We start from the raw sequence: 22455 nt of genomic DNA, 5'->3' as shown, positions 1-22455 counted from the left end.
CCCTTGTTACACGTTGCAGCTTAGTTGCCTTTGGCTTCCTTGCTATTCATTGAGACGCTTTCGAGCGCCTTTCGTGCCTGCTGTTTACGTAAAAGTTGCCAGTGGGCAATCACGCCTTTGGGGGCCCAGATCTGCGGTTCGGACGCTTCGAAATTGTCGGCCTGTTCGCGCTCGCTCACATGCAGCTGTGCCAGCTTGAAGGCTTGCTGCAAATCGTCGGTCTGGTTGAAGGCTTGGGCGAAGAGGGCGTCGCCGAAGTAGGTGAAGTCGGCTTCTTCGGAGCAACCGAAGGACACGCGGTCGGCGCGGGAGGCGGTCATGATCAGCGTACGGTCGTCTTTGAGTGCCGGGATAAAGCCGCCGGAATAGCAGGCGGAAATTACGATGATCTTGTCGCGGTTTTTCAGCGGTGTCAGCACGGCGGCCAGCTCATCGGCGGGCAAATCGGCCAGCTCCATGCGCGGCTGATCCAGCACCAGTTCGTGTTCGTGGGTGCCGTGGCTGGTCATGTAGATAAACACCAGGTCTTCCGGGCCTGTGCGCTCGGCCAGGGTTTGCACGGCACGGCGCAAGCTTTCGCGGGTGGCCAGGGGGCGGTCGGCGATATGGTCGCGGTGGTTGACCAAACGGATCTGCCCACGTGCGCCGAAGCGGGTGGCGAGCATGTTGCTGACGTAATCGGCTTCGCGCAGGAACACGCTTTGTTTGCCGTCGCCGGCCACCGCCAGGGTGTACAACTCCACGGCAGGGGTGGAGGCGGGCACGGCGGCAAAGGCAGCATCGAGCAAATGCCCTTGGGCCAGCACGCCGATCTCCAGTGGGTCAGGCAACAATGTGCCGTCCGCGTCACGCACGCGCATGCCGTTGACCCAGGTACCGGCCTGCACCGTGCCGTCGGTGAGGACCAGCGTGCCGCGGCCCTGATAGTTGTCGCTGTCGAAGCCGCCGATGTAGAAGCTGCCGTCGGTCAGGTTCAGGCGACCTTCTCCGGTAAAGCGCCAATCGCTGAAATAGCCGACGTAGTGGCTGCCATCCACGCCGATCAGTTCGCCCTTGCCGCTGAGCGCGCCTTCCTTGAACTGGCCGATCCACACGTCGCCGTCAGCGTTTTCATAGCGGCCCTTGCCGTTGAGTTGGTTCTGCTTGAACTGACCGACATAGATGTCGCCGTCGGCGCTGTTGAAGGTGCCGTTGCCCTCCAACTGGCCATCGACGAAGCGACCACTGAACTGATTACCGCTGTCGTCGTTGCGCTGGCCTTCGCCATTCGGCTTGCCGTGGGCGAACTGGCCCTGGTATTGGCTGCCGTCGGCCAACTCCAGGCGGCCGAGACCGGAATACTGATCGTCTTTGAATTCGCCGCGATAGGTCATTTGCCCCTCTTTGAGGGTGCCTTCGCCGTTGCGCCGACCGTTGCGGAACCCGCCGACATACTGGCTGGCTGCGGTGGTCAGGCTGCCCTGTCCATCGAACAGACCTTGCCGGAACTGGCCTTTATAGACTTCGCCGTTGCTGCCATGCCACTCGCCCTGGCCGTGCCACTGGCCTTTGTCGAACGCGCCGGCGTACCAACTGCCGTTGGGGTAGTCCACACGGCCCTGGCCTTGCAGCAGGCCGTTGACCACATCGCCCCGATAGCGGCCGCCGTCGGGCAGGCGCGCATCGGGCGGCAACAGCGATTCGCCGTCTCCGCAAGCGGTGAGCAACAGGGCAAGGGCAAGGGGGGCGAGTGGGCGCATAGCGGGATCCGGATATTTGAGCGCCGAGTATGCCGCAGCTGCGAGTTTCATACATAAATTTACATACCCCGTGGTGAGTTTCAGCCTCTCACCACAGGGATGGCCTTACACGAAACAGAGTGAAAGCGACTCGGCAATGTAGGCCGGTTTTTCCTGGCCTTCGATCTCCAGTGTGGCAGTGGCCTTTAACAGCCACTGGCCGGGCTTTTTCTCGGTGACGTCAGTGAGGATCACGTTCAAGCGCACCTTGGAGTTGACCTTGACCGGCTGGATAAAGCGCACGGTGTCCAAGCCATAGTTGACCGCCATCTTCAGGCCTTCGGGCATGATCAGGATGTCTTCCATCAGCTTGGGTATCAGCGACAGCGACAGGAAACCGTGGGCAATGGTGCTGCCGAACGGCGTTTGCGCAGCCTTGACCGGGTCGACGTGGATGAACTGATGGTCGCCAGTGGCTTCTGCGAACAGGTTGATACGTGCCTGGTCGATGGTGAGCCATTCGGAACGTCCCAGTTCCTTGCCGACATAATCTTTGAGCTGCGCTACAGGTACATAGGGCATTGCGTCTCTCCTTGGTTCATCGATGCTGTTTTTATGGATTACAGAGAACCAATGTAGATCATCACGGGCAAACAGCCCGGTCAACCCACCATGCTTTTGGCGAATGCCGATGCATAGGGCCGGCATGCTTATAATGCGGGCGAGTTCAGAGGGGGGGAAAGCGGATGCTGTTACGTGGTCTGACATGGCTGGTGTTGTTTCAGTTGATCGGCACGGCGATCAATCATTTGCTGTTGCCGGTTCTGCCGGGGCCAATCATTGGCCTGCTGCTGATGCTGGGTTTCCTGATCTGGCGTGGCGAGGTGGGCGAGCCGTTGAGCCTGGCCGCTGGCAGCCTGTTGCGGTATCTGCCACTGCTGCTGGTGCCGCCGGCAGTCGGCGTGATGGTGTACGCCAAGGACATCGCGGCTGACTTTTGGGCCATCGTCGGCGCGCTGGTGTTGTCACTGGTGATCGCCATGGCATTCGTTGGCGTACTGATGCAGCAGATGGTCAAGCGCAAGGAGAAGGATCAATGATCTTCGACTGGCATGGCGCGTGGACGTCCGTGATTCATCACCCGCTGTTCGGTATCGGTATTACCCTGGGCGCCTATCAACTGGTGCTGGCGGGGTTCGAGAAAACCCGCTGGATCTTCCTGCAACCGGTACTGGTCTCCATGCTGCTGGTGATCGGCGTGTTGCTCACCTGCGGCCTGAGCTATGCCGAGTACCGCAAGAGCACCGAGATCATGGGCATTCTGCTGGGGCCTGCCACGGTGGCGCTGGCGGTGCCGCTTTATCTGAATCTGCGGCGCATTCGCCAATTATTTTGGCCAATTTTTACTACGCTGGTGATAGGCGGTGTATTGGCTACCGGCCTGTGTGTGCTGCTCGGCTGGTGGTTCGGCGCTGAACACATGATGCTGATGACCATGGCGCCCAAGTCGGTGACCTCGCCGATCGCCATGCTGGTGGCCGAGCAGATCGGCGGCGTGGCGGCACTGGCCGCGGTGTTTGTGCTGATCACTGGGGTCGTGGGGGCGATGGTGGGGCCGGCGTTACTTTCGCGCCTGGGTGTGCACAGTCCCGAGGCGCGTGGCATGGCGTTGGGCATGACCGCCCACGCGGTCGGCACCTCGGTGGCCCTGCAGGAGAGCGAAGAGTGTGGCGCCTTTGCGGCGCTGGCCATGAGTCTGATGGGCGTGGCCACGGCGGTGTTCCTGCCGTTGGCTGTGTCAGTGATTGTTTAAACCAGGTTTAAGGAAACCTTTATGAGTCTGGCGCTGTTCCCGCTCAATACCGTGCTGTTCCCTGGCTGCACCCTCGACCTGCAACTGTTCGAGGCGCGCTACCTGGACATGATCAGCCGTTGCATGAAAAAGGGCGAAAGCTTCGGCGTGGTGTGCATCCTTGACGGCAAGGAAGTAGGCATGGCTCCGGACGGCTACGCGCTGATCGGCTGTGAAGCGCTGATTCGCGACTTCAAGCAGCAGGACAATGGCCTGCTGGGGATTCGTGTTGAAGGCGGGCGGCGCTTTCGCGTGCTCGATACGGGCGTGCAAAAAGACCAGTTGCTGGTGGCCGAGGTGCAATGGCTGGATGAGCAGCCGGACCAGCCGTTAGACGAAGAGGACGCTGATCTGTTGGCATTGCTCCAGGCCCTGGCCGAGCATCCGATGGTCTCTTCGCTGGACATGGACGCTCACGCCGAGGGCCAGCAAGCCTTGGGCAATCAGCTTGCTTATCTCTTGCCCTTTACCGAGGCCGACAAGATCGACCTGCTGCAACTCGACGACCCGCAGCAGCGCCTGGATGCGATCCAGATGCTGCTTGATGAGCTACAGGAAGAGCTTTTCACTCAGTAGGCGTAGCGCAGCAGTGCGTGGGATGTGCCGGTGAGTGCAATAAAGCTCAAGACTGCCACTATGGCAGGCAGCAGCAGCCACCATGTTTTTTTGCGCAAGGGTGGCAGTGGGCTGCGGTGCTGGATGGCTGTCAGGCTGAACGCACACACCGTCATCGCCAGGAGCGTGCCGGCCAGGATGTCCGAGGGCCAATGGGCGCCCAGGTAAACCCGGGACAAGGCGATAAAGGCGGCGGGAATGCAGCCCAGCAGTATCCACGTCAGTCGCAGTCGTGTCGGTTGGCCACAACCTGCCAGCACCGCCAGCGCCAGGAAAAACGCGAAGGCGCCGGAGGCATGGCCGCTGGGCATGCTGAAACTGGTCAGGGGGTCGGTAAGGATTTCTGGGCGGCCACGGGCGAAAAATAATTTGCTCCCGGTGTTGATTACCGCCGATCCGGCCAGTGTGGCGCCCACAAAGATGGCGTGGCGCCACTGTCGAGCCAGTAGCAAAAGCCCGGTGAAGACGGCGCTGGCGACAAACATCTTCTTGAACTCACCCAATTGGGTGACCATCACCATGGCTTCATCCAGCCAGGCGCTGCGATGCTCCTGCACCAGTGCGCTCAGACCCTGATCGAAATCATTCAGGTGTGGATAACCGATAAACAGTGCGATCAACAACGTCAGGCTGGCGCAACCTATCCACAAGGTGGTGCGCCGGTGGTCGCGCAGGCTGCTGTTCAAACCCAGCCCCAGCAGTACCGCCAGGCACGCCGTGACAACGCCGGCCTCAGGCCAGAAGCCTTCCGGTAATGGCAGGCGGAACGCGGCGCCGGTGGCCCAGCCCGGCAGCAAGTAGGCCACCGACCAGCCGGCTGCGGCGAGGACGCTCACTGCCGCAAAGCGTGGGAACGGCATATCGCACATGCCGGCCACCATCGGCAGCATCGGGCGCAAGGGGCCGATGAAGCGTCCGACCAGCAGGCTGGCGATGCCGTACTTGTGGAAGTAGGTCTCTGCACCGTTCATCCATTCGGGGTGGTGGCGCAGACCGGGCAGGCGGCGGATGTTCTGGTGGAAATGTCGGCCCAGGAAGTAGGAAACCCCATCGCCCAGCAAACCGCCGAGAAAGCCCAGCAACAGCGTTTCACTCAATGACAGCGCGCCGCTGCCGGCCAATGCGGCAATGGCGAACAGCAATACCGTGCCCGGTACGATTAAACCGGCAATCGCCAGGCATTCCACGCACGCGACGATAAACACCGCCACCGCCAGCCATTGTGGGTTCAGGGTCAGCCAGCCGGTAATGCTATCGAGCCATTGGCCCATAAACGTCACTCCATCACCACAAAATTCAAATCAGAAAATAGTCGCGGCCTTCGACCTGGCCTCGGCGCAGCGGGTTCCGTGTGCAGTACGGTGCATAGCCTGCATCGACAAAACGGTACATCAGGTGTTCATCGCGGCCACTGGGGATGCCCAGGCGGGTCGTCTGGATGATTTGCGTCGGTACCTGGCCGACATCTTCCACATACAGCCTTTCCTGGTCGAAGCGCTTGGCGTCCCACATCGGCACTTTGAGCCCCAGCGCTTTGCACAACAACGTTTGGCCGGCGCACAGCTTCTGCGAGGTGCGCGGGCTGCCATCGGCATTCGGGTTGTTCAACTGCATCTGCGCGAGGCTCGCCTGGCCGGAAAGGTCATCGACCCACGGATAGGCCGATTTGATCAATACGGCATTGCCCGGTCCATGTGCGCTGAAGTTCAGGGAGTCGCCGCCACGGGCGTAGTACATGTAGATATGGCCGCCATCCAGAAACAAAGCCTTACGCTTTTCTGTGTAGCCGAGTGAAGCGTGGCTACCTTTTTCGGCCACGTAATAGGCTTCCGTTTCAATAATTCGAGCCGAAAGCCAGATTTCGCCGACGCGATGGCGTACAACTTTGCCGAGCAGTTCCCGCGCAAGAATTTGCGCATCACGGTCGAAGAAGCCGTCGGGCAGGGCGCTGGCGGGGCGTTGGGGCGATGAGCTGGGCATGGCGGTCAGGGGAAATGCGGCTAAATGTGACGGAATCATAACAACTCCCACCTTAATTACCGCTGAACCCCAGGTTTTTACAGTTCATTTCGACCATCCGCCCCTCACCGCTGTCAGTCGGGCGGCGTCACAGCTATAATCTGCCGCTTTCCTCTTTGCCAAGACTCCCTGACCATGACTGAGTCCGTTCTTGACTACATGACCCGCCTGGGTCGCGCTGCCCGTCAGGCCTCGCGGTTGATCGCCCGTGCGAGCACCGCGCAGAAGAACCGTGCCTTGCTGGCCGCCGCTGATGCTCTGGATGCTTCGCGCTCCGAACTCGCCGCGGCCAACGAACTGGACCTGGCCAACGGCCGCGCCAATGGCCTGGAACCGGCCCTGCTGGACCGTCTGGCGCTGACCCCGGCACGTATCGACGACATGATCGAAGGCCTGCGTCAGGTGGCCAAGCTGCCTGACCCCATCGGTGAAATCCGCGATATGCGTTACCTGCCGTCCGGTATTCAGGTCGGCAAGATGCGCGTGCCCCTGGGCGTGATCGGCATCATCTATGAGTCGCGACCTAACGTGACCATTGACGCCGCGAGCCTGTGCCTCAAGTCCGGCAATGCCACCATCCTGCGTGGCGGTTCCGAGGCGATCAATTCCAACCGCGCAATTGCCGCCTGCATCCAGCAAGGCCTGGCCGTGGCCGAACTGCCGGCCGAAGTGGTGCAAGTGGTGGAAACCACCGATCGCGCGGCCGTTGGCGCGCTGATCACCATGCCGGAATTCGTCGACGTGATCGTGCCGCGCGGTGGCAAGAGCCTGATCGAACGCGTCAGCCGTGATGCCAAGGTTCCGGTCATCAAGCACCTGGACGGCGTATGCCATGTGTTCATCGACATCGCCGCCGATATCGACAAGGCCATTCGCATCGCCGACAACGCCAAGACCCATCGCTACGCCCCGTGCAACACCATGGAGACTCTGCTGGTGCACGTCGGCATTGCCGATCGCGTGCTGCCGCCGCTGGCTGCCATCTATCGCGACAAGGGCGTGGAACTGCGCGGCTGCGAACGCACCCGCGCGCTGCTGGGCGCGGACGTGATCGAAGCGACTGAACAGGACTGGTACACCGAATACACGGCGCCGATCCTGTCAATCCGCATCGTTGATGACCTGGATCAGGCCATCGAACACATCAACACATACGGCTCCAAGCACACCGACGCGATTGTCTCCGAGCACTTCAGCGATGCGCGTCGTTTCCTCAACGAAGTGGATTCCGCTTCGGTGATGGTCAACGCCTCGACGCGCTTTGCCGACGGCTTTGAATACGGGCTGGGCGCCGAGATCGGCATCTCCACCGACAAGCTTCACGCACGCGGCCCGGTTGGCCTGGAAGGTCTGACCAGCGAGAAGTACGTGGTGTTCGGCGACGGTCATGTGCGCACTTGATGGCTAAACGCATCGGGCTGCTCGGCGGTACTTTCGACCCCGTGCACATCGGCCATTTGCGCAGCGCTCTCGAAGTCGCAGATGCCCTTGCACTGGACGAGTTGCGCGTGATGCCCAACGCGCGGCCGCCTCATCGCGATACGCCGCAGGTGTCACCGCAACAACGTCTGGAAATGGTGCGCCTTGCCGTAGAAGGCATACCGCCGCTGGTGGTGGACGACCGCGAACTCAAACGCGATAAACCGTCCTACACTGTCGACACCCTGGAGCTGATACGCGCCGAGTTGGCCGTAGATGACCAGTTGTTTCTGCTTTTGGGCTGGGACGCATTTTGCGGCCTGCCCTCTTGGCATCGCTGGGAGGAACTCCTCCAGCATTGCCACATCCTGGTTTTGCAACGCCCGGATGCCGACAGCGAACCGCCGGATGCCTTGCGCAACCTGCTGGCCGCGCGGTCGGTAAGTGACCCCTTGGCCCTGACCGGGCCGAACGGGAATATTGCATTCGTCTGGCAGACCCCGCTTGCGGTGTCTGCCACCCAGATCCGTCAACTGCTGGCCAGCGGGAAGTCGGTACGTTTCCTGGTGCCTGACGCGGTCCTGGCCTACATCGATGCGCACGGGCTTTACCGTGCGTCGAACTGAAAAGGCGCGCTTGAACGCACGAACAGTCGTGCAGCGAGCGCCCGAACATATGAGCAAAACGAGTTTTTTATGACGAACAAAGACGTAAGCAAAGTAAAACGCAAAGGCACGTTCAAAAGCGCCCCGCTGCCGGTTGAAGCCCACGTTGGTCCGGAACTGGCTGGCGAAGAGCTGGTAAAAGTCGCCGTTGCCGCCCTGGAAGACGTGAAGGCCCAGGACATTCAGGTTCTGGACGTACGCGACAAGCAGAGCATCACCGACTTCATGATCATCGCCACTGGTACTTCCAACCGCCAGATCGGCGCGATGCTGGACAAGGTCCGCGAAGCCGTCAAAGCCCAAGGCGTCAAGCCACTGGGTGAAGAAGGTAAGGGCGACAGCGACTGGGTGCTGCTGGACATGGACGACGTGATCGTTCACATGATGACCTCCAACGCCCGTCAGTTCTACGACCTGGAGCGTCTGTGGAAAGGCGCCGAGCAGAGCCGTGCCGCTGATGGCAAGCACCACAGCCCGGAAGTGGGCCACGCGCACTTCGACAAGCTCAACAAAGACCAGGAATAAGGAACGGCTGTGCGCCTGCGTCTGATCGCTGTCGGTTCACGCATGCCCAAGTGGGTGGAAGAAGGCTGGCACGAGTATGCCAAGCGTCTGCCCGCTGAGCTGTCGCTGGAACTGGTGGAAATACCGCTCAACACCCGGGGCAAGAATGCCGACGTAGCGCGCTTTATCCGTCAGGAAGGCGAAGCCATGTTGGCCAAGGTCGGCCCCAACGAGCGCATCGTCACCCTCGAAGTGCACGGCAAACCCTGGAGCACCGAGCAACTGGCGGTGGAACTGGATCGCTGGCGCCTGGACTCGCGCACCGTCAACTTCATGGTCGGTGGCCCGGAAGGGCTGGCGCCGGAAGTCTGCGCGCGAGCCGACCAGCGTTGGTCGCTGTCGGCACTGACGTTGCCGCACCCGTTGGTAAGGATTCTGATCGGTGAACAGCTGTATCGCGCCTGGACAGTTCTGTCCGGGCACCCTTACCACAAATAGTCTGCGCCCCTCCCGATGACCCAGCCGATCCGCATCAAGGACCACGAGAAAGACGCACGTCTGGTACGCGCTCGGGTCGTGTTTGGTGCGATTCTGGTCGTCGGGCTGATGTGTGTGCTGATCGCCCGCCTGTATTTCCTGCAGGTGATCCAGTACGAGTACCACTCCACGCTGTCGGAAAACAACCGGGTGCATGTGCAGCCGATTCCGCCGACCCGTGGGCTTATTTTCGACCGCAACGGTGTGGTGGTCGCGGATAACCGGCCCAGCTTCAGCCTGAGCATGACCCGCGAGCGTTCCGGCGATTGGCAGCAAGTCCTCGATGTTATCGTCGAGGTGCTGCAACTCACGCCGGAAGACCGAGTGATTTTCGAAAAGCGCATGAAGCAGGGGCGTCGGCCCTTTGAGCCGGTGCCGATCCTGTTTGAGTTGACCGAAGAGCAGATCGCCCGCATCGCGGTAAACCAGTTCCGGTTGCCGGGTGTGGAAGTGGTGGCACAGTTGGTACGTCATTACCCGCAGGGCGCGCACTTTGCGCACTCGGTCGGCTACATGGGGCGGATCAACGAAAAAGAGCTCAAGAGCCTCGACCCGGTCAATTACAGCGGTACCCACCATATCGGCAAGACCGGCATCGAGCGTTTTTACGAGCCGGAACTGCACGGCCAGGTGGGTTACGAAGAAGTAGAGACCAATGCCCGTGGCCGCGTATTGCGCGTGCTCAAGCGCACCGACCCGATTCCCGGCAAGGACATTGTGCTGAGCCTGGACATCAAGCTGCAGGAAGCGGCGGAGATGGCCTTGGGTGGGCGGCGTGGCGCGGTGGTGGCACTGGACCCGAAAACAGGCGAGGTCCTGGCCATGGTCAGCCAGCCAAGTTTCGACCCTAACCTGTTTGTGACCGGGATCAGCTTCAAGGCCTACGCCGAGTTGCGCGATTCCATCGACCGACCGCTGTTCAACCGCGTGCTGCGCGGCCTGTATCCGCCCGGTTCGACCATCAAGCCCGCGGTGGCGATTGCTGGCCTGGATGCAGGTGTGGTCACTGCTTCCAGTCGCGTGTACGACCCGGGCTACTACATGCTGCCCAACTACGATCACAAATACCGTAACTGGAACCGCACCGGTGACGGCTACGTCGACTTGGACACCGCGATCATGCGGTCCAACGACACCTATTTCTATGACCTGGCCCACAAGCTGGGGATCGACCGGCTGTCTGCCTACATGGGCAAGTTCGGCCTCGGTCAGAAAGTTTCCCTGGATATGTTCGAAGAATCTCCTGGCCTGATGCCGTCCCGGGAGTGGAAGCGTGCGACCCGTCGTCAGGCGTGGTTCCCGGGTGAAACCCTGATCCTCGGCATCGGCCAGGGCTATATGCAGGCCACCCCGTTGCAGCTGGCCCAGGCTACCGCGCTGGTGGCCAACAAAGGTATCTGGAATCGCCCGCACTTGGCCAAGACCATCGAGGGCGAGAAACCGGTGGATGACAACCCGATCCCGGACATCGTGCTGCGCGACTCGTCCGACTGGACCAAGGTCAACCATGGTATGCAGCAAGTGATGCACGGCGCCCGTGGCACCGCGCGAAAAGCCGCAATCGGTGCGCAGTACCGCATTGCCGGCAAGAGCGGTACGGCCCAGGTGGTCGCGATCAAGCAGGGCGAGAAATACGACCGCACCAAGGTCCAGGAGCGCCACCGCGACCACGCCTTGTTCGTCGGTTTTGCTCCGGCAGACGACCCGAAAATCGTCGTGGCCGTCATGGTGGAGAACGGCGAGTCCGGCTCCGGTGTTGCCGCCCCCGTGGTGCGCCAGGTGATGGATGCCTGGTTGTTGGCCGACGACGGCAGGCTCAAGCCCGAATATGGCGGCCCCCCTTCAAATCCCGAGGTTACGGCCAGTGAAGAGTAATTTTGACCGCATCCTCTCCAGCGAGGATGTGATGCGTCGCCGCGCGACGTTGCTGCAGCGCATGCACATTGATGGCCCGTTACTGATCCTGCTACTGACCCTGGCCGCCGGGAGCCTGTTTGTGCTGTATTCGGCCAGCGGCAAGAACTGGGACCTGCTGATCAAGCAAGCGTCGTCTTTTGGCCTGGGCCTGCTGTCCATGGTGGTGATTGCCCAGTTGGAGCCGCGTTTCATGGCGCGGTGGGTGCCGCTTGGCTACGTCGCCGGTGTATTGCTGCTGGTGGTGGTGGACGTGATGGGCCACAACGCCATGGGCGCAACCCGCTGGATCAACATTCCGGGGGTGATTCGCTTCCAGCCGTCGGAATTCATGAAGATCCTGATGCCGGCCACCATTGCCTGGTACCTGTCCAAGCGCACCTTGCCGCCGCAGCTTAAACACGTAGGCATCAGCCTGATTCTGATTGGCGTACCGTTCATCCTGATCGTTCGTCAGCCGGACCTCGGCACCTCGCTGCTGATTCTCGCCGGCGGTGCGTTCGTGCTGTTCATGGGTGGCTTGCGCTGGCGCTGGATCCTCAGTGTGCTGGCTGCGGCCGTACCGGTGGCCGTGGCCATGTGGTTCTTCTTTATGCACGACTACCAGAAGCAACGGATCCTCACGTTTCTCGATCCGGAAAGCGACCCGCTCGGCACCGGCTGGAACATCATCCAGTCCAAGGCAGCCATCGGTTCCGGCGGCGTGTTTGGCAAGGGTTGGCTGCTGGGCACCCAGTCGCACCTGGACTTTTTGCCAGAGAGCCACACCGACTTCATTATCGCGGTGATGGGCGAAGAGTTCGGCTTGGTAGGCATCTGCGCACTGTTGCTGATCTATTTGCTGCTGATCGGGCGCGGCCTGGTAATTACCGCACAGGCACAGACGCTGTTCGGCAAATTGCTCGCAGGCAGCCTGACCATGACTTTTTTTGTTTACGTTTTCGTCAACATCGGTATGGTCAGTGGCCTGTTGCCGGTGGTTGGGGTGCCGTTGCCGTTCATTAGCTACGGCGGAACTTCGCTGGTGACATTGCTGTCAGCGTTTGGGGTTTTGATGTCGATTCATACGCATCGCAAGTGGATCGCACAGGTTTGAATAAGGTGAAGATGTCAATGCAAGTAATGCGCGGCTGGGCCACTCGGCATGCGTCCTGGATGGGCCTGATTGGGCTACTGGGCGCAACGCAAGAGGCGCAGGCCGGTGACTACGATGGTTCACCCCAGGTCGCCGAATTTGTCGGTGAGATGACCCGCGACTACGGTTTCGCAGGTGAGCAGCTGATGGGCGTGTTCCGCGAAGCCCAGAAAAAGCAGGCGATCCTCGACGCCATCTCCCGCCCCGCCGAACGCGTGAAGCAGTGGAAGGAATATCGCCCGATGTTTCTCACCGACGCCCGCGTGGCGCGCGGTGTGGACTTCTGGCGCCAGCATGAAGCCGTACTGGCCCGCGCCGAGCAGGAATACGGCGTGCCGGCCCAGGTAATTGTTGCGATCATCGGCATTGAAACCTTTTACGGGCGCAATACCGGCAGCTATCGGGTGATCGACGCCTTGTCGACCCTGGGCTTCGATTACCCGCCTCGCGCCGACTTCTTCCGCAAGGAGCTGCGCGAATTCCTCCTGTTGGCCCGCGAAGAGCAGGTCGACCCGCTGACCCTCAAAGGCTCCTACGCCGGGGCGATGGGCTTGCCGCAGTTCATGCCGAGCAGCTTTCGCGCCTATGCCGTGGATTTTGACGGTGACGGCCACATCAACATCTGGAGTAATCCCGACGACGCCATTGGCAGCGTGGCCAGCTACTTCAAGCGCCATGGCTGGGTGGGCGGCGAGCCCGTAGTGATTCGCGCCGACGTCAGCGGGGAACGTGCCGATGAAGGCCTGACCCAGGGCATCGAGCCGGCCAAGACGGTCGGGGAGTTGCGGGCGCTGGGCTGGTCGAGTCAGAATGCGCCACGCGATGATATGCCGGTCACGGCGTTCCGCCTGGAAGGCGAAAATGGCCCTGAATATTGGATGGGCCTGAAGAATTTCTACGCAATCACGCGTTATAACCGCAGTGTGATGTACGCCATGGCCGTGCATCAGCTGTCAGACATGCTGGTCCAAGCACGGGGCAACAAGTAATGCGGGCATCGCCGTTCAATCAACCGCTCAAGCTGGTGGCGTTCGCCGCGTTGTCCCTGCTGGTCGTCAGTTGTTCCACAAGCCGTGGCCCGGCACCACAGAAGTCCGGCGGTACCGCCGTACGTTCCCAGCCAGGCCTGGACATCAACCGCGCGCACAAAGACGGCGCGCCGTGGTGGGATGTCGATGTGTCGAAAATCCCGGATGCCACGCCCACCTTGCACACCGGCCCTTACAAGGCCAACCCCTATACCGTGCTGGGTAAATCCTACTTTCCGTTGCAGGAATCCAAGACCTACGTGCAATCGGGCACGGCGTCCTGGTACGGCACCAAGTTCCATGGTCAGAACACTGCCAACGGCGAGGTCTATGACCTGTATGGCATGAGCGCAGCGCATAAAACCTTGCCGCTGCCCAGCTATGTGCGGGTGACCAACCTGGACAATAACCGCACGGTGATCCTGCGGGTCAACGATCGTGGGCCGTTCTATTCGGACCGGATCATCGATTTGTCCTACGCCGCCGCGAAGAAGCTCGGCTATGCCGAAACCGGTACGGCACGGGTCAAGGTCGAAGGTATCGACCCGGCGCAGTACTGGGCCCAGCGTGGCAAGCCCGCCCCGCTGATGCTCAATGAACCGCAGAGTGCGCAGCCGCAAGTGACGGCATCCACCGGCAAGATCGAACAGTGGACACCGCCACCGCAGCAACACGCACCGGACACGGTGGTCGTACCCCACGCAGCGCCGGGTGCTTCGGTCGCTGGCGGGCAATACCTGCAAGTGGGCGCTTTCGCCAACCCGGATGCGGCAGAACTGTTAAGGTCCAAGCTCAGCGGCATGGTCAACGCGCCGGTCTTTATCAGCTCCATCGTGCGTAACCAGCAAACCCTGCACCGCGTGCGCATGGGCCCGATCGGCTCGCCGAGCGAAGTGGCGCAAGTACAGAACAGCGTGCGCATGGCCAACCTGGGACAACCCAGCGTGGTCACCGCTGAATAACAAAGAATTGATGGTTCAGGCCCGTGCGCGGGTTTGAGCTGTGGTTGTTGGCTCGTTGAACAATAAAAACCCAGGGGCAAGGGGTGAGCGGGCAACCGAACACGTGACAGTCTGGTAGCGGGCTGTCTGAATAAGTTTTGCCCGCGAGGGCAAGTTTCCATAAGCAATTTCGAGAGACGGATGAACATCACCACCTTAGCCAAACGCACGTGCCTGCTTATCTCGCTGATCATCACCCCGGCCGCCTGGGCGGTTGAAATGGTGCCGGCTTCACCGCAACTGGCCGCTAAGGCGTGGGTCCTGATGGACGCCGCCAGCGGCAACGTGCTGGTAGAGAGCAACGGTGACCAACGCCTGCCGCCAGCCAGCCTGACCAAGCTGATGACCGCCTACATCGCGACCCTGGAAATCCGTCGCGGCCAGATCGGCGAGAACGACCCGGTGACCGTCAGCGAAAACGCCTGGCGTACCGGCGGTTCGCGCATGTTCATCAAGGTGGGCTCGCAAGTCACCGTAAGTGACCTGCTGCACGGCATCATCATCCAGTCCGGTAACGACGCCAGCGTCGCGCTGGCCGAGCACATCGCCGGCAGCGAAGATGCATTCGCCGACATGATGAACAAAACCGTCGCCGACCTGGGCATGACCAACAGCCACTTCATGAATCCGACTGGTTTGCCAAACCCTGAGCACTACTCGTCGGCTCACGACATGGCGATCCTGGCCCGCGCGATCATTCGTGTTGACCCGGTGCACTACGCGATTTATTCCCAGAAGGAGTTCTTCTGGAACAACATCAAGCAGCCTAACCGCAACCTGTTGTTGTGGCGTGACAAGACCGTTGATGGTCTGAAAACCGGCCACACCGAAGAGGCTGGCTATTGCATGGTGTCGTCCGCTGTTCGTGACGGCCAGCGCCTGATTGCAGTGGTATTCGGCACAAACAGCGAGCAGGCCCGTGCGGCCGAAACGCAAAAGCTGCTGACCTATGGTTTCCGCTTCTTCGAAACCCAGACCTTCTATCAGAAGGGTGCTGAACTGGCGACCGCGCCGGTATGGAAGGGCGCAACCTCTCAAGTCAAGGCCGGCCTGGCTGAAGACCTGACCCTGACCATGCCTAAAGGCCAGCTGAAAAAGCTCGCTGCCAGCATGACCATGAACCCGCAATTGGTTGCTCCAATCGCCAAGGGTGACGTGATCGGTAAAGTCGAAGTGAAACTGGACGACAAGGTGGTGCACAGCGCTGACCTGATCGCGCTGGACGCTGTCGACGAAGGTGGTATCTTCCGCCGCGTGTGGGATAGCATCCGTCTATTCTTCTACGGCTTGTTCAACTGATAGTGTGCACCTGCAAAGCCCCGCGTTGATCCGACGCGGGGCTTTGCCGTCGCCACGGCTTACCGCTTACGAGGCCGTTACGCCATGACCGATACCGAAGTAAAGGCACCCAAGATCGAATTCCCGGTGGTCGATTACCCGATCAAGGTGATCAGCGACACGGGTGTTGGCCGCAAGGACACGATTCTTGAGATCGTGCGTAAACACGCGACGATCAACGATAACCGAGTGGATGAGCGATCCAGCACCACCGGTAAATACACGACTATCCAGTTGCACATCGTTGCGACCGGCCAGGACCAGCTCTACGACATCAACAGCGAACTGCGGGCCACCGGCTTCGTGCACATGGTGCTGTGATGCCAGAGGTCCTGGGCTTTCGCGAGCTCGGCCAGATGGCCTACGAGCCTGTCTGGCACGCCATGCAACGGTTCACCAACGAGCGTGGCACCTCGGCCCCCGATGAGATCTGGCTGGTGGAACACCCGCCGGTGTTCACCCAGGGCCAGGCTGGCAAGGCTGAGCATTTGCTGCTGCCGGGGGATATTCCGGTGGTGCAGGTCGACCGAGGTGGCCAAGTGACTTACCATGGCCCCGGCCAGTTGGTCGCTTATCTGTTGCTGGACGTGCGCAAGCTGGGATTTGGCGTGCGCGATCTGGTCAGCCGGATAGAGGCTTGCCTGGTCGAGTTGCTGGCCAGTTATGGCGTGACCGCCGCGGCCAAGCCTGATGCTCCCGGTGTGTATGTGGATGGCGCGAAAATCGCCTCCCTGGGGCTTCGGATTCGTCACGGATGTTCCTTTCATGGCCTGGCCCTGAACGTGGACATGGACTTGGCCCCGTTTCGGCGGATCAACCCGTGCGGCTATGCCGGGTTGGCGATGACCCAACTGAGCGAACACGCTACACCGATTAAATTTGCCGAGGTAAGTGCCCGGCTGCGCGCGCAGCTCGTCAAACACCTCGACTATGCTGAGCAGACGACCCTAACGGGCGGAATCGACTGATTATGACTACTGATGCAGTGCAAACCATGATCCCGACGCTGGACGTTACCGAGCGTCCGGCCCCGGCCCCGCGTGCCAAGGTGGAAGCCGGCGTCAAGCTGCGCGGCGCCGAGAAGGTTGCACGCATCCCGGTGAAGATCATTCCGACCACCGAACTTCCGAAGAAACCCGACTGGATTCGCGTACGTATCCCGGTTTCGCCGGAAGTCGACCGTATCAAGGCCCTGCTGCGCAAACACAAGCTGCACAGCGTATGCGAAGAGGCCTCTTGCCCGAACCTGGGCGAATGCTTCTCCGGCGGCACCGCCACGTTCATGATCATGGGTGACATCTGCACCCGTCGTTGCCCGTTCTGCGACGTTGGCCATGGCCGGCCGAAGCCACTGGACGTGAACGAGCCGGAAAGCCTGGCCATCGCCATCGCCGATCTGAAACTCAAATATGTAGTGATCACTTCGGTGGACCGCGACGACTTGCGTGACGGCGGTGCACAGCACTTTGCCGACTGCATCCGCGAAATCCGCAAACTGTCGCCGAACGTGATGCTCGAAACCCTGGTCCCGGACTACCGTGGCCGTATGGACGTGGCGCTGGAAATCACCGCCGCCGAGCCACCGGATGTGTTCAACCACAACCTGGAAACCGTGCCACGCCTGTACAAGGCCGCGCGTCCGGGTTCGGACTACCAGTGGTCGCTGACCCTGCTGCAGAAATTCAAGCAGATGATGCCGCACATTCCGACCAAATCCGGCCTGATGCTGGGCCTGGGCGAAACCGACGAAGAAGTCATCGAAGTCATGAAACGCATGCGCGAACACGACATCGACATGCTGACCCTGGGCCAGTACCTGCAACCGTCGCGCAGCCACTTGCCGGTGCAGCGTTTCGTGCACCCGGACACCTTCGCCTGGTTCGCCGAGGAAGGCTACAAGATGGGCTTCAAGAACGTCGCCTCGGGCCCGTTGGTACGCTCTTCGTACCACGCTGACGAACAAGCCAAGTTGGTCAAGGCAAGCCTGGTTTCCTGATAGGGGTTTAGATCCAGTGTGGGAGGGGGCTTGCCCTCGATTGCGGTATGTCAGTCGCTACATGTGCTGGCTGATCCACCGCAATCGGGGGCACGCCCCCTCCCACATTTCGTTCCGCGCTAGTTAGGGAGAGTTGTGTATGACAGCAGCCGTTCCAGCCCTTCGTTCTGAAGGCACCATCGCCCTGATCGCACCTGCCGGCCCCGCCGTGCTGGACGTTGAAAGGGCTGGCCAATGGATGCGCACGCGCGGCTACGATCTGCGAATTTCCCCCGGCGTCTATGAACGCGACGGCTACCTCGCCGGCAGCGATGCAGTGCGCCTGCGTGACCTGCACGCCGCCTTCGCCGATCCGGACATCGACGCTATCTTTTGCCTGCGCGGCGGCTATGGAACACCGCGTCTGCTCGATAGCCTGGATTTCGAACTGCTACGCGCCAACCCCAAGCCATTCGTGGGCTACAGCGACATCACCGCCCTGCACTTGGCGATCAGCCGCTACGCCGGCTTCGTGACCTTCCACGGCCCGATGCTCAATGCCGACCTGCTCGGCGACAAGCAACAACCTACCGAATCGTCATTGTTCAGCCTTCTGCGCGGTCAGCTGGGCGCCGGCAGTGTGCTGTCGCACCCGGTGGCGTACCCGCTGACCACGATCGAGCCTGGCATTGCCTGTGGGCGCTTGCTGGGAGGTAACCTGTCGATGATTGCGGCGGTCATGGGGACGCCTTACGAAATCGACGCTGAAGGCATCATCCTGTTTATCGAAGACGTCAACGAGCCGATCTACCGCATTGACCGGTTGCTGACGCACTTGCGCCTGGCCGGTAAATTGGCCCAGGTTGCGGGTGTGCTGGTGGGGGATGTGGCGGGGGTGGATAACGCTGCGCTGGAGCGCCTACTGAAGCAGACGTTCGAGCCTTTGTGCATACCGGTGTTGGCCGGCTGGCGCAGTGGGCATTGCGATCCAAACCTGACGCTGCCAATGGGCGCGTTGGTGCGTTTGGATGCAGGGGAGAAGCGGGTGGTGTTGGAGCAGGATGTGGTGTTCAAACCCTGAATCTGTTGGTGCCTGCCAAACCGCCATCGGGGGCAAGCCCCCTCCCACACTTGAATGTATTCACAAATCAAAATGTGGGAGGGGGCTTGCCCCCGATAGCGATAGTCGCCATAAGCAGATCTAACGGTTTTGCAGCGACTCCAGCAATTTCACCGTCGGATACCCATCCGCCGGCCAGCCCAGCGCCTGCTGCGCCGCACGAATCGCCTTACGGGTGTTGGCGCCGATAATCCCATCCGGGTTGCCCGCGTCATAGCCATTGGCACTCAACGCCGTCTGCAAATCAATGCGCTGGGATCGGCTCAGTGGCAGCTCATCTTTCGGCCACTCGCCACGAATCACGCCACTGCCACCAAACCGCTCCGACAACAGGCCAACCGCCAGCGCGTAGGACGATGAGTTGTTGTACTTGAGGATGGCGCGGAAGTTATCCAGCACCAGGAACGCCGGGCCGCGATAGCCCGCAGGCAGCAGCAGGGCGGCGGAGAGTTGGTCGACATTGCTTGGCATGCTGGCGCCCGGCGGCAGCTGCACGCCCAGTTTGAGCCACTCAGCGACGGTTTTGCGGGTGCCGCCATCGGCCAGGGCGTAATCGAAGTTCGCTGGCAGTTGTTTCACCTCGAACCCCCACGGCTGGCCTTTCTGCCAGCCGGAGCTTTGCAGGTAGTGCGCAGTGGAGGCGAGGGCGTCGGCCGGGCTATTCCAGATATCGCGGCGACCGTCGCCGTCGAAGTCCACTGCGTGGGTGTTGTAGGTGGTCGGGATAAATTGGGTCTGGCCCATAGCGCCTGCCCAGGAGCCTTTCATCTGGTCGGCCTGGATATCGCCGTGTTGGATGATCTGCAGTGCCGCCAGCAATTGCGCCTGTGCAAAGGCTGGGCGTCGGCCTTCATAGGCCAGGGTCGCCAGGGAGCGGATTACCGAATTGTTGCCCTGGAACTGGCCGAAGTTACTCTCCATGCCCCACACCGACACCAACGCTTGGCGGTCGACGCCATAACGTTGCTCGATGCTTTGCAGGATGTCGGCATATTTGATTAGCAGTGCCTGGCCATTACGCACACGCAACGGCGATAGGGCACCGTCGAGGTATTCCCACACCGGGCGGGAAAACTCCGGCTGGCTGCGGTCGGCGCGGATCACCGCCATGTCGGGGGTGACATTGGCGAAGGCATTGTCGAACACGGCGGCGGTAATGCCGGCCTGCAGGGCTTGCGCGCGGAAACCCGCCTGCCATTCGGCGAAGGTTTGGGTCGGTTGGATATCGAGATTGTCCACGGCCAGCGGGGCCACGACGGCGGGCGCTACAACGGGTGCGGTTTGGAGCTTTGGCAACGGTTGGGCGTCGGCGGCGGTAGGTTTTTCCGCACAGGCGACAAGCAGAATGAGGCTGGAGGCAGCGATCAGTTGGCGAAGGTGCCAATGACGGGAAAGACGAGAGGGCATGCACAGGTCCAGGGATTACAAATCAGACGCTGACCTTATCATGCCAGAGGGGCGCTTGCCTTCAGGCAGCCAGAAAGTAAGAAGCCTCCCAGCTATTAGACTGGAAGGCTTCGCGGCGGTAGCTGCCCTTGCCCTTGCCGGCGCGTTCCTGACGGCTGCGGAACAGTGGCTGGGCGATGATGGATTTGGCCTTGTTGGGGCCATGCTTGGATGGCTTTTTGCTCATGGTCGATGCTCTCCTCAGATGTGATGCAGCGGTGCAAATCATCTGCCGAAGTTGGACAGCTGTAAAGCCCGGCGGCGGGTAGGAGATTTCATTGCGTACGCGATAGGACGTGTGGGAGGGGGCTTGCCCTCGATGGTGGTGTTTCAGTCAATACATGTGTCGACTTCAGCGCCGCCATCGGGAGCAAGCCCCCTCCCACATTGGTTCTGTGGTGTTTGGAAACTAGGATTATTCGGCTGGAAGTGTCAGGCGCTGACCGGCCATCAACAACGACAAACGGCTGAGGCTCATCCACGGTGAACCCGCCGCCTGGCCCTTGATCTGTGCATCAATGCGCTGCGCCTCCAGCAACAGTTGTGCCCAGCGTTGCGCCGAGTGCCGTTGAAGGGCTTTGCTCATCAGGGGTTTGCGCTTGTCCCACACCGGTGGCCGAGCCTGGCTGAAGCACTTGTCCAGCGGCGTGCCTTGGCTGTACTGCAGGGCAATATTGGCCAATACCCGAAGCTCTCGGGCCAGGGCCCAGAGAATCACTGGTGGCTCGACCCCTTCGCCACGCAGGCCTTCGAGCATGCGCAGGGCGTGGGCGGGTTCGCCGTTGAGGATTGCATCCACCAGCCCGAATACATCAAAACGTGCACTGTCTGCCACGGCGCCTTGTACCGTTTCGACGGTAATCTGCCCGTCTTCGGCCATCAGCTTGAGCTTTTCGATCTCCTGAGCAGCGGCAAGCAAGTTGCCCTCGACCCGGGCGGCGATCAGCTCAACGGCGTCTTGCGTTGCGGCCAGCCCCGATTGGGACAGGCGCTGGCGAATCCACTGCGGCAGCTGATTGCTGTCCACCGGCCATATCTGGATGAACTGGGTCTGCGCCCCTTCTACCAAGGCCTTGCCCCACTTGGTCTTCTGCGCGCTGCCGTCGAGTTTGGGCAGGCTGATCAGCAAGACCGTATCTTCAGCGGGACGTGAGCAGTATTCCATCAGTGCCGCCGCGCCTTTATCTCCAGGCTTGCCCGATGGCAGACGCAGCTCAAGCAGGCGTTTTTCGGCGAATAGCGACATGCTCGCGCCGGCTTGCAGCAGCGTGCCCCAGTCGAAACTGGCGTCGGCGCTGAATACCTGGCGTTCATCGAAGCCCTGCTGGCGTGCGGCGGTACGGATGGCGTCGGCGGCTTCCTGGCACAGCAGCGGGTCATCACCGCTGACGATGTAGACAGGCGCGAGGCCACCTTGCAGGTGTTTGGCGAGTTGGGCGGGGGCGAGTTTCATAGGCAGGTAGAGCGGGGCGCCTGGGGCGCCCCGTCTGGCTTACTCGACAGGTACTTCAACAGGCGATTGTTTCGGCGTGTTGTCTTCGTACTCTTTCGCAGCTTTCAGCGCATCGGCGTCAGCCTTGGCCTTGTTGTCAGCGGCTTGCTGCAAGGTTTCCAGCTTCTCCGGGGTCAGCATCGACAGGCGCAAGACTACGCGTTGCACCAGATCACGACGCATTTCCTTGCGGACCTGGATGATTTCGGCATCCGAGCCCACCAGGTTGTTGCCATCGTGGCTGACGATTTTCTGCACCTGGATGTTGTCACCCATCAATGGCAGGTGGTCGCGGCCCTGGATTTCAAAGCTGAGCACAGTGCTCAGTTCGATATCCGAGGCGCGCCCTGCGCTGGCGTAGCTCAGGTTGCGCTGGGTTTCTTTTTCGTTCGCCAGGAACAGCTTGTAGGTTGCGCCGGTGTAGACGTGTACCCCGTTGTTTTCCAGGACCTGGCGCAACTGGGTCACGGTTTCGCTGTAGGCGTCGCGCGCGCTGACATCCAGTTCCTTGATCGTCAGGTCATTGGTGCCGGTGCCGCGCAGCTGGAAGCCGCAAGCGCTCAGTAGCACGGCAAGGCCCATAACCAGCAGATTGCGTTTGATCATTTTGTTGCTCCCCTTGAAACCATGTGGGCCTTATCGAGGCCTTGAAGGCTTTGTTCGGCGCAGGGCTCAAG

At 60.9% G+C, this 22455-nt stretch carries 24 protein-coding genes; 16 read left to right on the top strand and 8 right to left on the bottom strand.

Going from position 1 to position 22455, the window contains the following annotated elements; genetic code table 11:
- Positions 1-20: 20 nt before the first annotated feature.
- Both G9Q84_RS16770 and G9Q84_RS16765 read right to left on the bottom strand, forming a co-directional pair.
- Positions 21-1739 carry a C13 family peptidase gene (locus tag G9Q84_RS16770; protein WP_181643744.1) on the bottom strand — a complete coding sequence of 573 codons (1719 nt, stop codon included), beginning with the start codon at positions 1737-1739 and terminating at the stop codon, positions 21-23.
- A 105-nt stretch (positions 1740-1844) separates the two neighbouring features.
- Positions 1845-2300: a MaoC family dehydratase gene (locus tag G9Q84_RS16765; RefSeq protein ID WP_032884587.1), complete on the bottom strand. Its 456-nt coding sequence runs from the start codon at positions 2298-2300 to the stop codon at positions 1845-1847.
- A 164-nt stretch (positions 2301-2464) separates the two neighbouring features.
- Here G9Q84_RS16765 and G9Q84_RS16760 point away from each other — a divergent pair, with 164 nt between their 5' ends.
- Genes G9Q84_RS16760 through G9Q84_RS16750 form a run of 3 tightly spaced genes read left to right on the top strand, consistent with a single transcriptional unit; the run spans position 2465 to position 4146 of the window.
- Positions 2465-2818 (top strand): CidA/LrgA family protein, encoded by a 354-nt coding sequence (locus G9Q84_RS16760; RefSeq protein ID WP_032884588.1) that lies wholly within the window; start codon positions 2465-2467, stop codon positions 2816-2818.
- Positions 2815-3531 carry an LrgB family protein gene (locus G9Q84_RS16755; RefSeq protein WP_032884589.1) on the top strand — a complete coding sequence of 239 codons (717 nt, stop codon included), beginning with the start codon at positions 2815-2817 and terminating at the stop codon, positions 3529-3531. Before G9Q84_RS16760 ends, G9Q84_RS16755 begins: the two co-directional genes overlap by 4 nt.
- A 21-nt stretch (positions 3532-3552) precedes the next feature.
- Complete coding sequence (locus G9Q84_RS16750) at positions 3553-4146, top strand: LON peptidase substrate-binding domain-containing protein (RefSeq protein ID WP_095186203.1); 594 nt, start codon at positions 3553-3555, stop codon at positions 4144-4146.
- Here G9Q84_RS16750 and G9Q84_RS16745 read toward each other — a convergent pair.
- Positions 4140-5456 (bottom strand): bifunctional DedA family/phosphatase PAP2 family protein, encoded by a 1317-nt coding sequence (locus G9Q84_RS16745; protein ID WP_032884591.1) that lies wholly within the window; start codon positions 5454-5456, stop codon positions 4140-4142. The genes G9Q84_RS16750 and G9Q84_RS16745 overlap by 7 nt on opposite strands.
- Before the next feature lie 25 nt (positions 5457-5481).
- Positions 5482-6165 carry a DNA-3-methyladenine glycosylase gene (locus tag G9Q84_RS16740; RefSeq protein WP_095186266.1) on the bottom strand — a complete coding sequence of 228 codons (684 nt, stop codon included), beginning with the start codon at positions 6163-6165 and terminating at the stop codon, positions 5482-5484.
- Positions 6166-6339: 174 nt separating this feature from the next.
- On the opposite strand from G9Q84_RS16740, the gene G9Q84_RS16735 reads away from it, so the two are divergent.
- From G9Q84_RS16735 to G9Q84_RS16675, 13 genes are all read left to right on the top strand, one after another.
- Positions 6340-7605 carry a glutamate-5-semialdehyde dehydrogenase gene (locus G9Q84_RS16735; protein ID WP_032884592.1) on the top strand — a complete coding sequence of 422 codons (1266 nt, stop codon included), beginning with the start codon at positions 6340-6342 and terminating at the stop codon, positions 7603-7605.
- A complete protein-coding gene (gene nadD, locus G9Q84_RS16730) occupies positions 7605-8249 on the top strand; it encodes a nicotinate-nucleotide adenylyltransferase (RefSeq protein ID WP_095186205.1) in 645 nt (214 codons plus the stop codon). The genes G9Q84_RS16735 and nadD overlap by 1 nt, the downstream gene beginning before the upstream one ends.
- Positions 8250-8318: 69 nt before the next feature.
- Positions 8319-8813 carry a ribosome silencing factor gene (rsfS, locus tag G9Q84_RS16725; RefSeq protein ID WP_003176298.1) on the top strand — a complete coding sequence of 165 codons (495 nt, stop codon included), beginning with the start codon at positions 8319-8321 and terminating at the stop codon, positions 8811-8813.
- Positions 8814-8822: 9 nt separating this feature from the next.
- On the top strand, positions 8823-9290 hold the full coding sequence (rlmH, locus tag G9Q84_RS16720; protein WP_003176297.1) for a 23S rRNA (pseudouridine(1915)-N(3))-methyltransferase RlmH: 468 nt from the start codon (positions 8823-8825) through the stop codon (positions 9288-9290).
- 15 nt (positions 9291-9305) lie between these two features.
- Positions 9306-11204: a penicillin-binding protein 2 gene (gene mrdA / locus G9Q84_RS16715; RefSeq protein ID WP_032884594.1), complete on the top strand. Its 1899-nt coding sequence runs from the start codon at positions 9306-9308 to the stop codon at positions 11202-11204.
- Positions 11205-11235: 31 nt separating this feature from the next.
- On the top strand, positions 11236-12339 hold the full coding sequence (gene rodA, locus G9Q84_RS16710; protein WP_050442794.1) for a rod shape-determining protein RodA: 1104 nt from the start codon (positions 11236-11238) through the stop codon (positions 12337-12339).
- Positions 12340-12356: 17 nt separating this feature from the next.
- The gene (gene mltB / locus G9Q84_RS16705; RefSeq protein ID WP_032884595.1) at positions 12357-13367 is read left to right on the top strand and encodes a lytic murein transglycosylase B; all 1011 of its coding nucleotides are present in this window, start codon (positions 12357-12359) and stop codon (positions 13365-13367) included.
- The gene (locus tag G9Q84_RS16700; RefSeq protein ID WP_032884596.1) at positions 13367-14368 is read left to right on the top strand and encodes a septal ring lytic transglycosylase RlpA family protein; all 1002 of its coding nucleotides are present in this window, start codon (positions 13367-13369) and stop codon (positions 14366-14368) included. Before mltB ends, G9Q84_RS16700 begins: the two co-directional genes overlap by 1 nt.
- Positions 14369-14548: 180 nt before the next feature.
- Complete coding sequence (locus G9Q84_RS16695) at positions 14549-15706, top strand: D-alanyl-D-alanine carboxypeptidase family protein (RefSeq protein WP_032884597.1); 1158 nt, start codon at positions 14549-14551, stop codon at positions 15704-15706.
- Positions 15707-15790: 84 nt separating this feature from the next.
- Positions 15791-16066: a DUF493 domain-containing protein gene (locus tag G9Q84_RS16690; protein WP_032884598.1), complete on the top strand. Its 276-nt coding sequence runs from the start codon at positions 15791-15793 to the stop codon at positions 16064-16066.
- Positions 16066-16713, top strand: coding sequence for a lipoyl(octanoyl) transferase LipB (lipB, locus tag G9Q84_RS16685; RefSeq protein WP_032884599.1), 648 nt, complete (start codon positions 16066-16068; stop codon positions 16711-16713). Before G9Q84_RS16690 ends, lipB begins: the two co-directional genes overlap by 1 nt.
- Positions 16714-16739: 26 nt before the next feature.
- Complete coding sequence (gene lipA, locus G9Q84_RS16680; RefSeq protein WP_162163623.1) at positions 16740-17741, top strand: lipoyl synthase; 1002 nt, start codon at positions 16740-16742, stop codon at positions 17739-17741.
- Positions 17742-17880: 139 nt separating this feature from the next.
- A complete protein-coding gene (locus G9Q84_RS16675; protein WP_181643743.1) occupies positions 17881-18801 on the top strand; it encodes a S66 peptidase family protein in 921 nt (306 codons plus the stop codon).
- A gap of 120 nt (positions 18802-18921) precedes the next feature.
- Here the strand turns inward: G9Q84_RS16675 and G9Q84_RS16670 are convergent, their stop codons facing one another.
- The 4 genes from G9Q84_RS16670 to G9Q84_RS16655 form a co-directional block, all read right to left on the bottom strand.
- Positions 18922-20247 carry a lytic murein transglycosylase gene (locus G9Q84_RS16670; RefSeq protein ID WP_181643742.1) on the bottom strand — a complete coding sequence of 442 codons (1326 nt, stop codon included), beginning with the start codon at positions 20245-20247 and terminating at the stop codon, positions 18922-18924.
- A 61-nt stretch (positions 20248-20308) separates the two neighbouring features.
- Positions 20309-20473 carry an alternative ribosome rescue factor ArfA gene (gene arfA / locus G9Q84_RS16665; protein ID WP_003176285.1) on the bottom strand — a complete coding sequence of 55 codons (165 nt, stop codon included), beginning with the start codon at positions 20471-20473 and terminating at the stop codon, positions 20309-20311.
- A 228-nt stretch (positions 20474-20701) separates the two neighbouring features.
- Positions 20702-21739 (bottom strand): DNA polymerase III subunit delta, encoded by a 1038-nt coding sequence (gene holA, locus G9Q84_RS16660; protein ID WP_005791737.1) that lies wholly within the window; start codon positions 21737-21739, stop codon positions 20702-20704.
- A 39-nt stretch (positions 21740-21778) separates the two neighbouring features.
- Positions 21779-22384, bottom strand: coding sequence for an LPS-assembly lipoprotein LptE (locus tag G9Q84_RS16655; protein ID WP_032884603.1), 606 nt, complete (start codon positions 22382-22384; stop codon positions 21779-21781).
- Positions 22385-22455 lie beyond the last annotated feature (71 nt).

This window comes from Pseudomonas sivasensis (assembly GCF_013778505.1).
GTDB classification, from domain to species: domain Bacteria; phylum Pseudomonadota; class Gammaproteobacteria; order Pseudomonadales; family Pseudomonadaceae; genus Aquipseudomonas; species Aquipseudomonas sivasensis.
This window is presented reverse-complemented; position numbering and strand designations above follow the sequence as displayed.

Bases quoted from the DNA above. Each gene is read 5' to 3' on its own strand.
- G9Q84_RS16670 (WP_181643742.1), bottom strand. From the start codon at position 20,247: ATGCCCTCTCGTCTTTCCCGTCATTGGCACCTTCGCCAACTGATCGCT.
- G9Q84_RS16655 (WP_032884603.1), bottom strand. From the start codon at position 22,384: ATGATCAAACGCAATCTGCTGGTTATGGGCCTTGCCGTGCTACTGAGC.
- G9Q84_RS16675 (WP_181643743.1), top strand. From the start codon at position 17,881: ATGACAGCAGCCGTTCCAGCCCTTCGTTCTGAAGGCACCATCGCCCTG.
- lipA (WP_162163623.1), top strand. From the start codon at position 16,740: ATGATCCCGACGCTGGACGTTACCGAGCGTCCGGCCCCGGCCCCGCGT.
- G9Q84_RS16690 (WP_032884598.1), top strand. From the start codon at position 15,791: ATGACCGATACCGAAGTAAAGGCACCCAAGATCGAATTCCCGGTGGTC.
- holA (WP_005791737.1), bottom strand. From the start codon at position 21,739: ATGAAACTCGCCCCCGCCCAACTCGCCAAACACCTGCAAGGTGGCCTC.
- G9Q84_RS16755 (WP_032884589.1), top strand. From the start codon at position 2,815: ATGATCTTCGACTGGCATGGCGCGTGGACGTCCGTGATTCATCACCCG.
- mrdA (WP_032884594.1), top strand. From the start codon at position 9,306: ATGACCCAGCCGATCCGCATCAAGGACCACGAGAAAGACGCACGTCTG.
- G9Q84_RS16760 (WP_032884588.1), top strand. From the start codon at position 2,465: ATGCTGTTACGTGGTCTGACATGGCTGGTGTTGTTTCAGTTGATCGGC.
- G9Q84_RS16750 (WP_095186203.1), top strand. From the start codon at position 3,553: ATGAGTCTGGCGCTGTTCCCGCTCAATACCGTGCTGTTCCCTGGCTGC.
- mltB (WP_032884595.1), top strand. From the start codon at position 12,357: ATGCAAGTAATGCGCGGCTGGGCCACTCGGCATGCGTCCTGGATGGGC.
- arfA (WP_003176285.1), bottom strand. From the start codon at position 20,473: ATGAGCAAAAAGCCATCCAAGCATGGCCCCAACAAGGCCAAATCCATC.
- rsfS (WP_003176298.1), top strand. From the start codon at position 8,319: ATGACGAACAAAGACGTAAGCAAAGTAAAACGCAAAGGCACGTTCAAA.
- lipB (WP_032884599.1), top strand. From the start codon at position 16,066: ATGCCAGAGGTCCTGGGCTTTCGCGAGCTCGGCCAGATGGCCTACGAG.
- nadD (WP_095186205.1), top strand. From the start codon at position 7,605: ATGGCTAAACGCATCGGGCTGCTCGGCGGTACTTTCGACCCCGTGCAC.
- G9Q84_RS16745 (WP_032884591.1), bottom strand. From the start codon at position 5,456: ATGGGCCAATGGCTCGATAGCATTACCGGCTGGCTGACCCTGAACCCA.
- G9Q84_RS16770 (WP_181643744.1), bottom strand. From the start codon at position 1,739: ATGCGCCCACTCGCCCCCCTTGCCCTTGCCCTGTTGCTCACCGCTTGC.
- rodA (WP_050442794.1), top strand. From the start codon at position 11,236: ATGCGTCGCCGCGCGACGTTGCTGCAGCGCATGCACATTGATGGCCCG.
- G9Q84_RS16740 (WP_095186266.1), bottom strand. From the start codon at position 6,165: ATGCCCAGCTCATCGCCCCAACGCCCCGCCAGCGCCCTGCCCGACGGC.
- G9Q84_RS16765 (WP_032884587.1), bottom strand. From the start codon at position 2,300: ATGCCCTATGTACCTGTAGCGCAGCTCAAAGATTATGTCGGCAAGGAA.
- G9Q84_RS16695 (WP_032884597.1), top strand. From the start codon at position 14,549: ATGAACATCACCACCTTAGCCAAACGCACGTGCCTGCTTATCTCGCTG.
- G9Q84_RS16735 (WP_032884592.1), top strand. From the start codon at position 6,340: ATGACTGAGTCCGTTCTTGACTACATGACCCGCCTGGGTCGCGCTGCC.
- G9Q84_RS16700 (WP_032884596.1), top strand. From the start codon at position 13,367: ATGCGGGCATCGCCGTTCAATCAACCGCTCAAGCTGGTGGCGTTCGCC.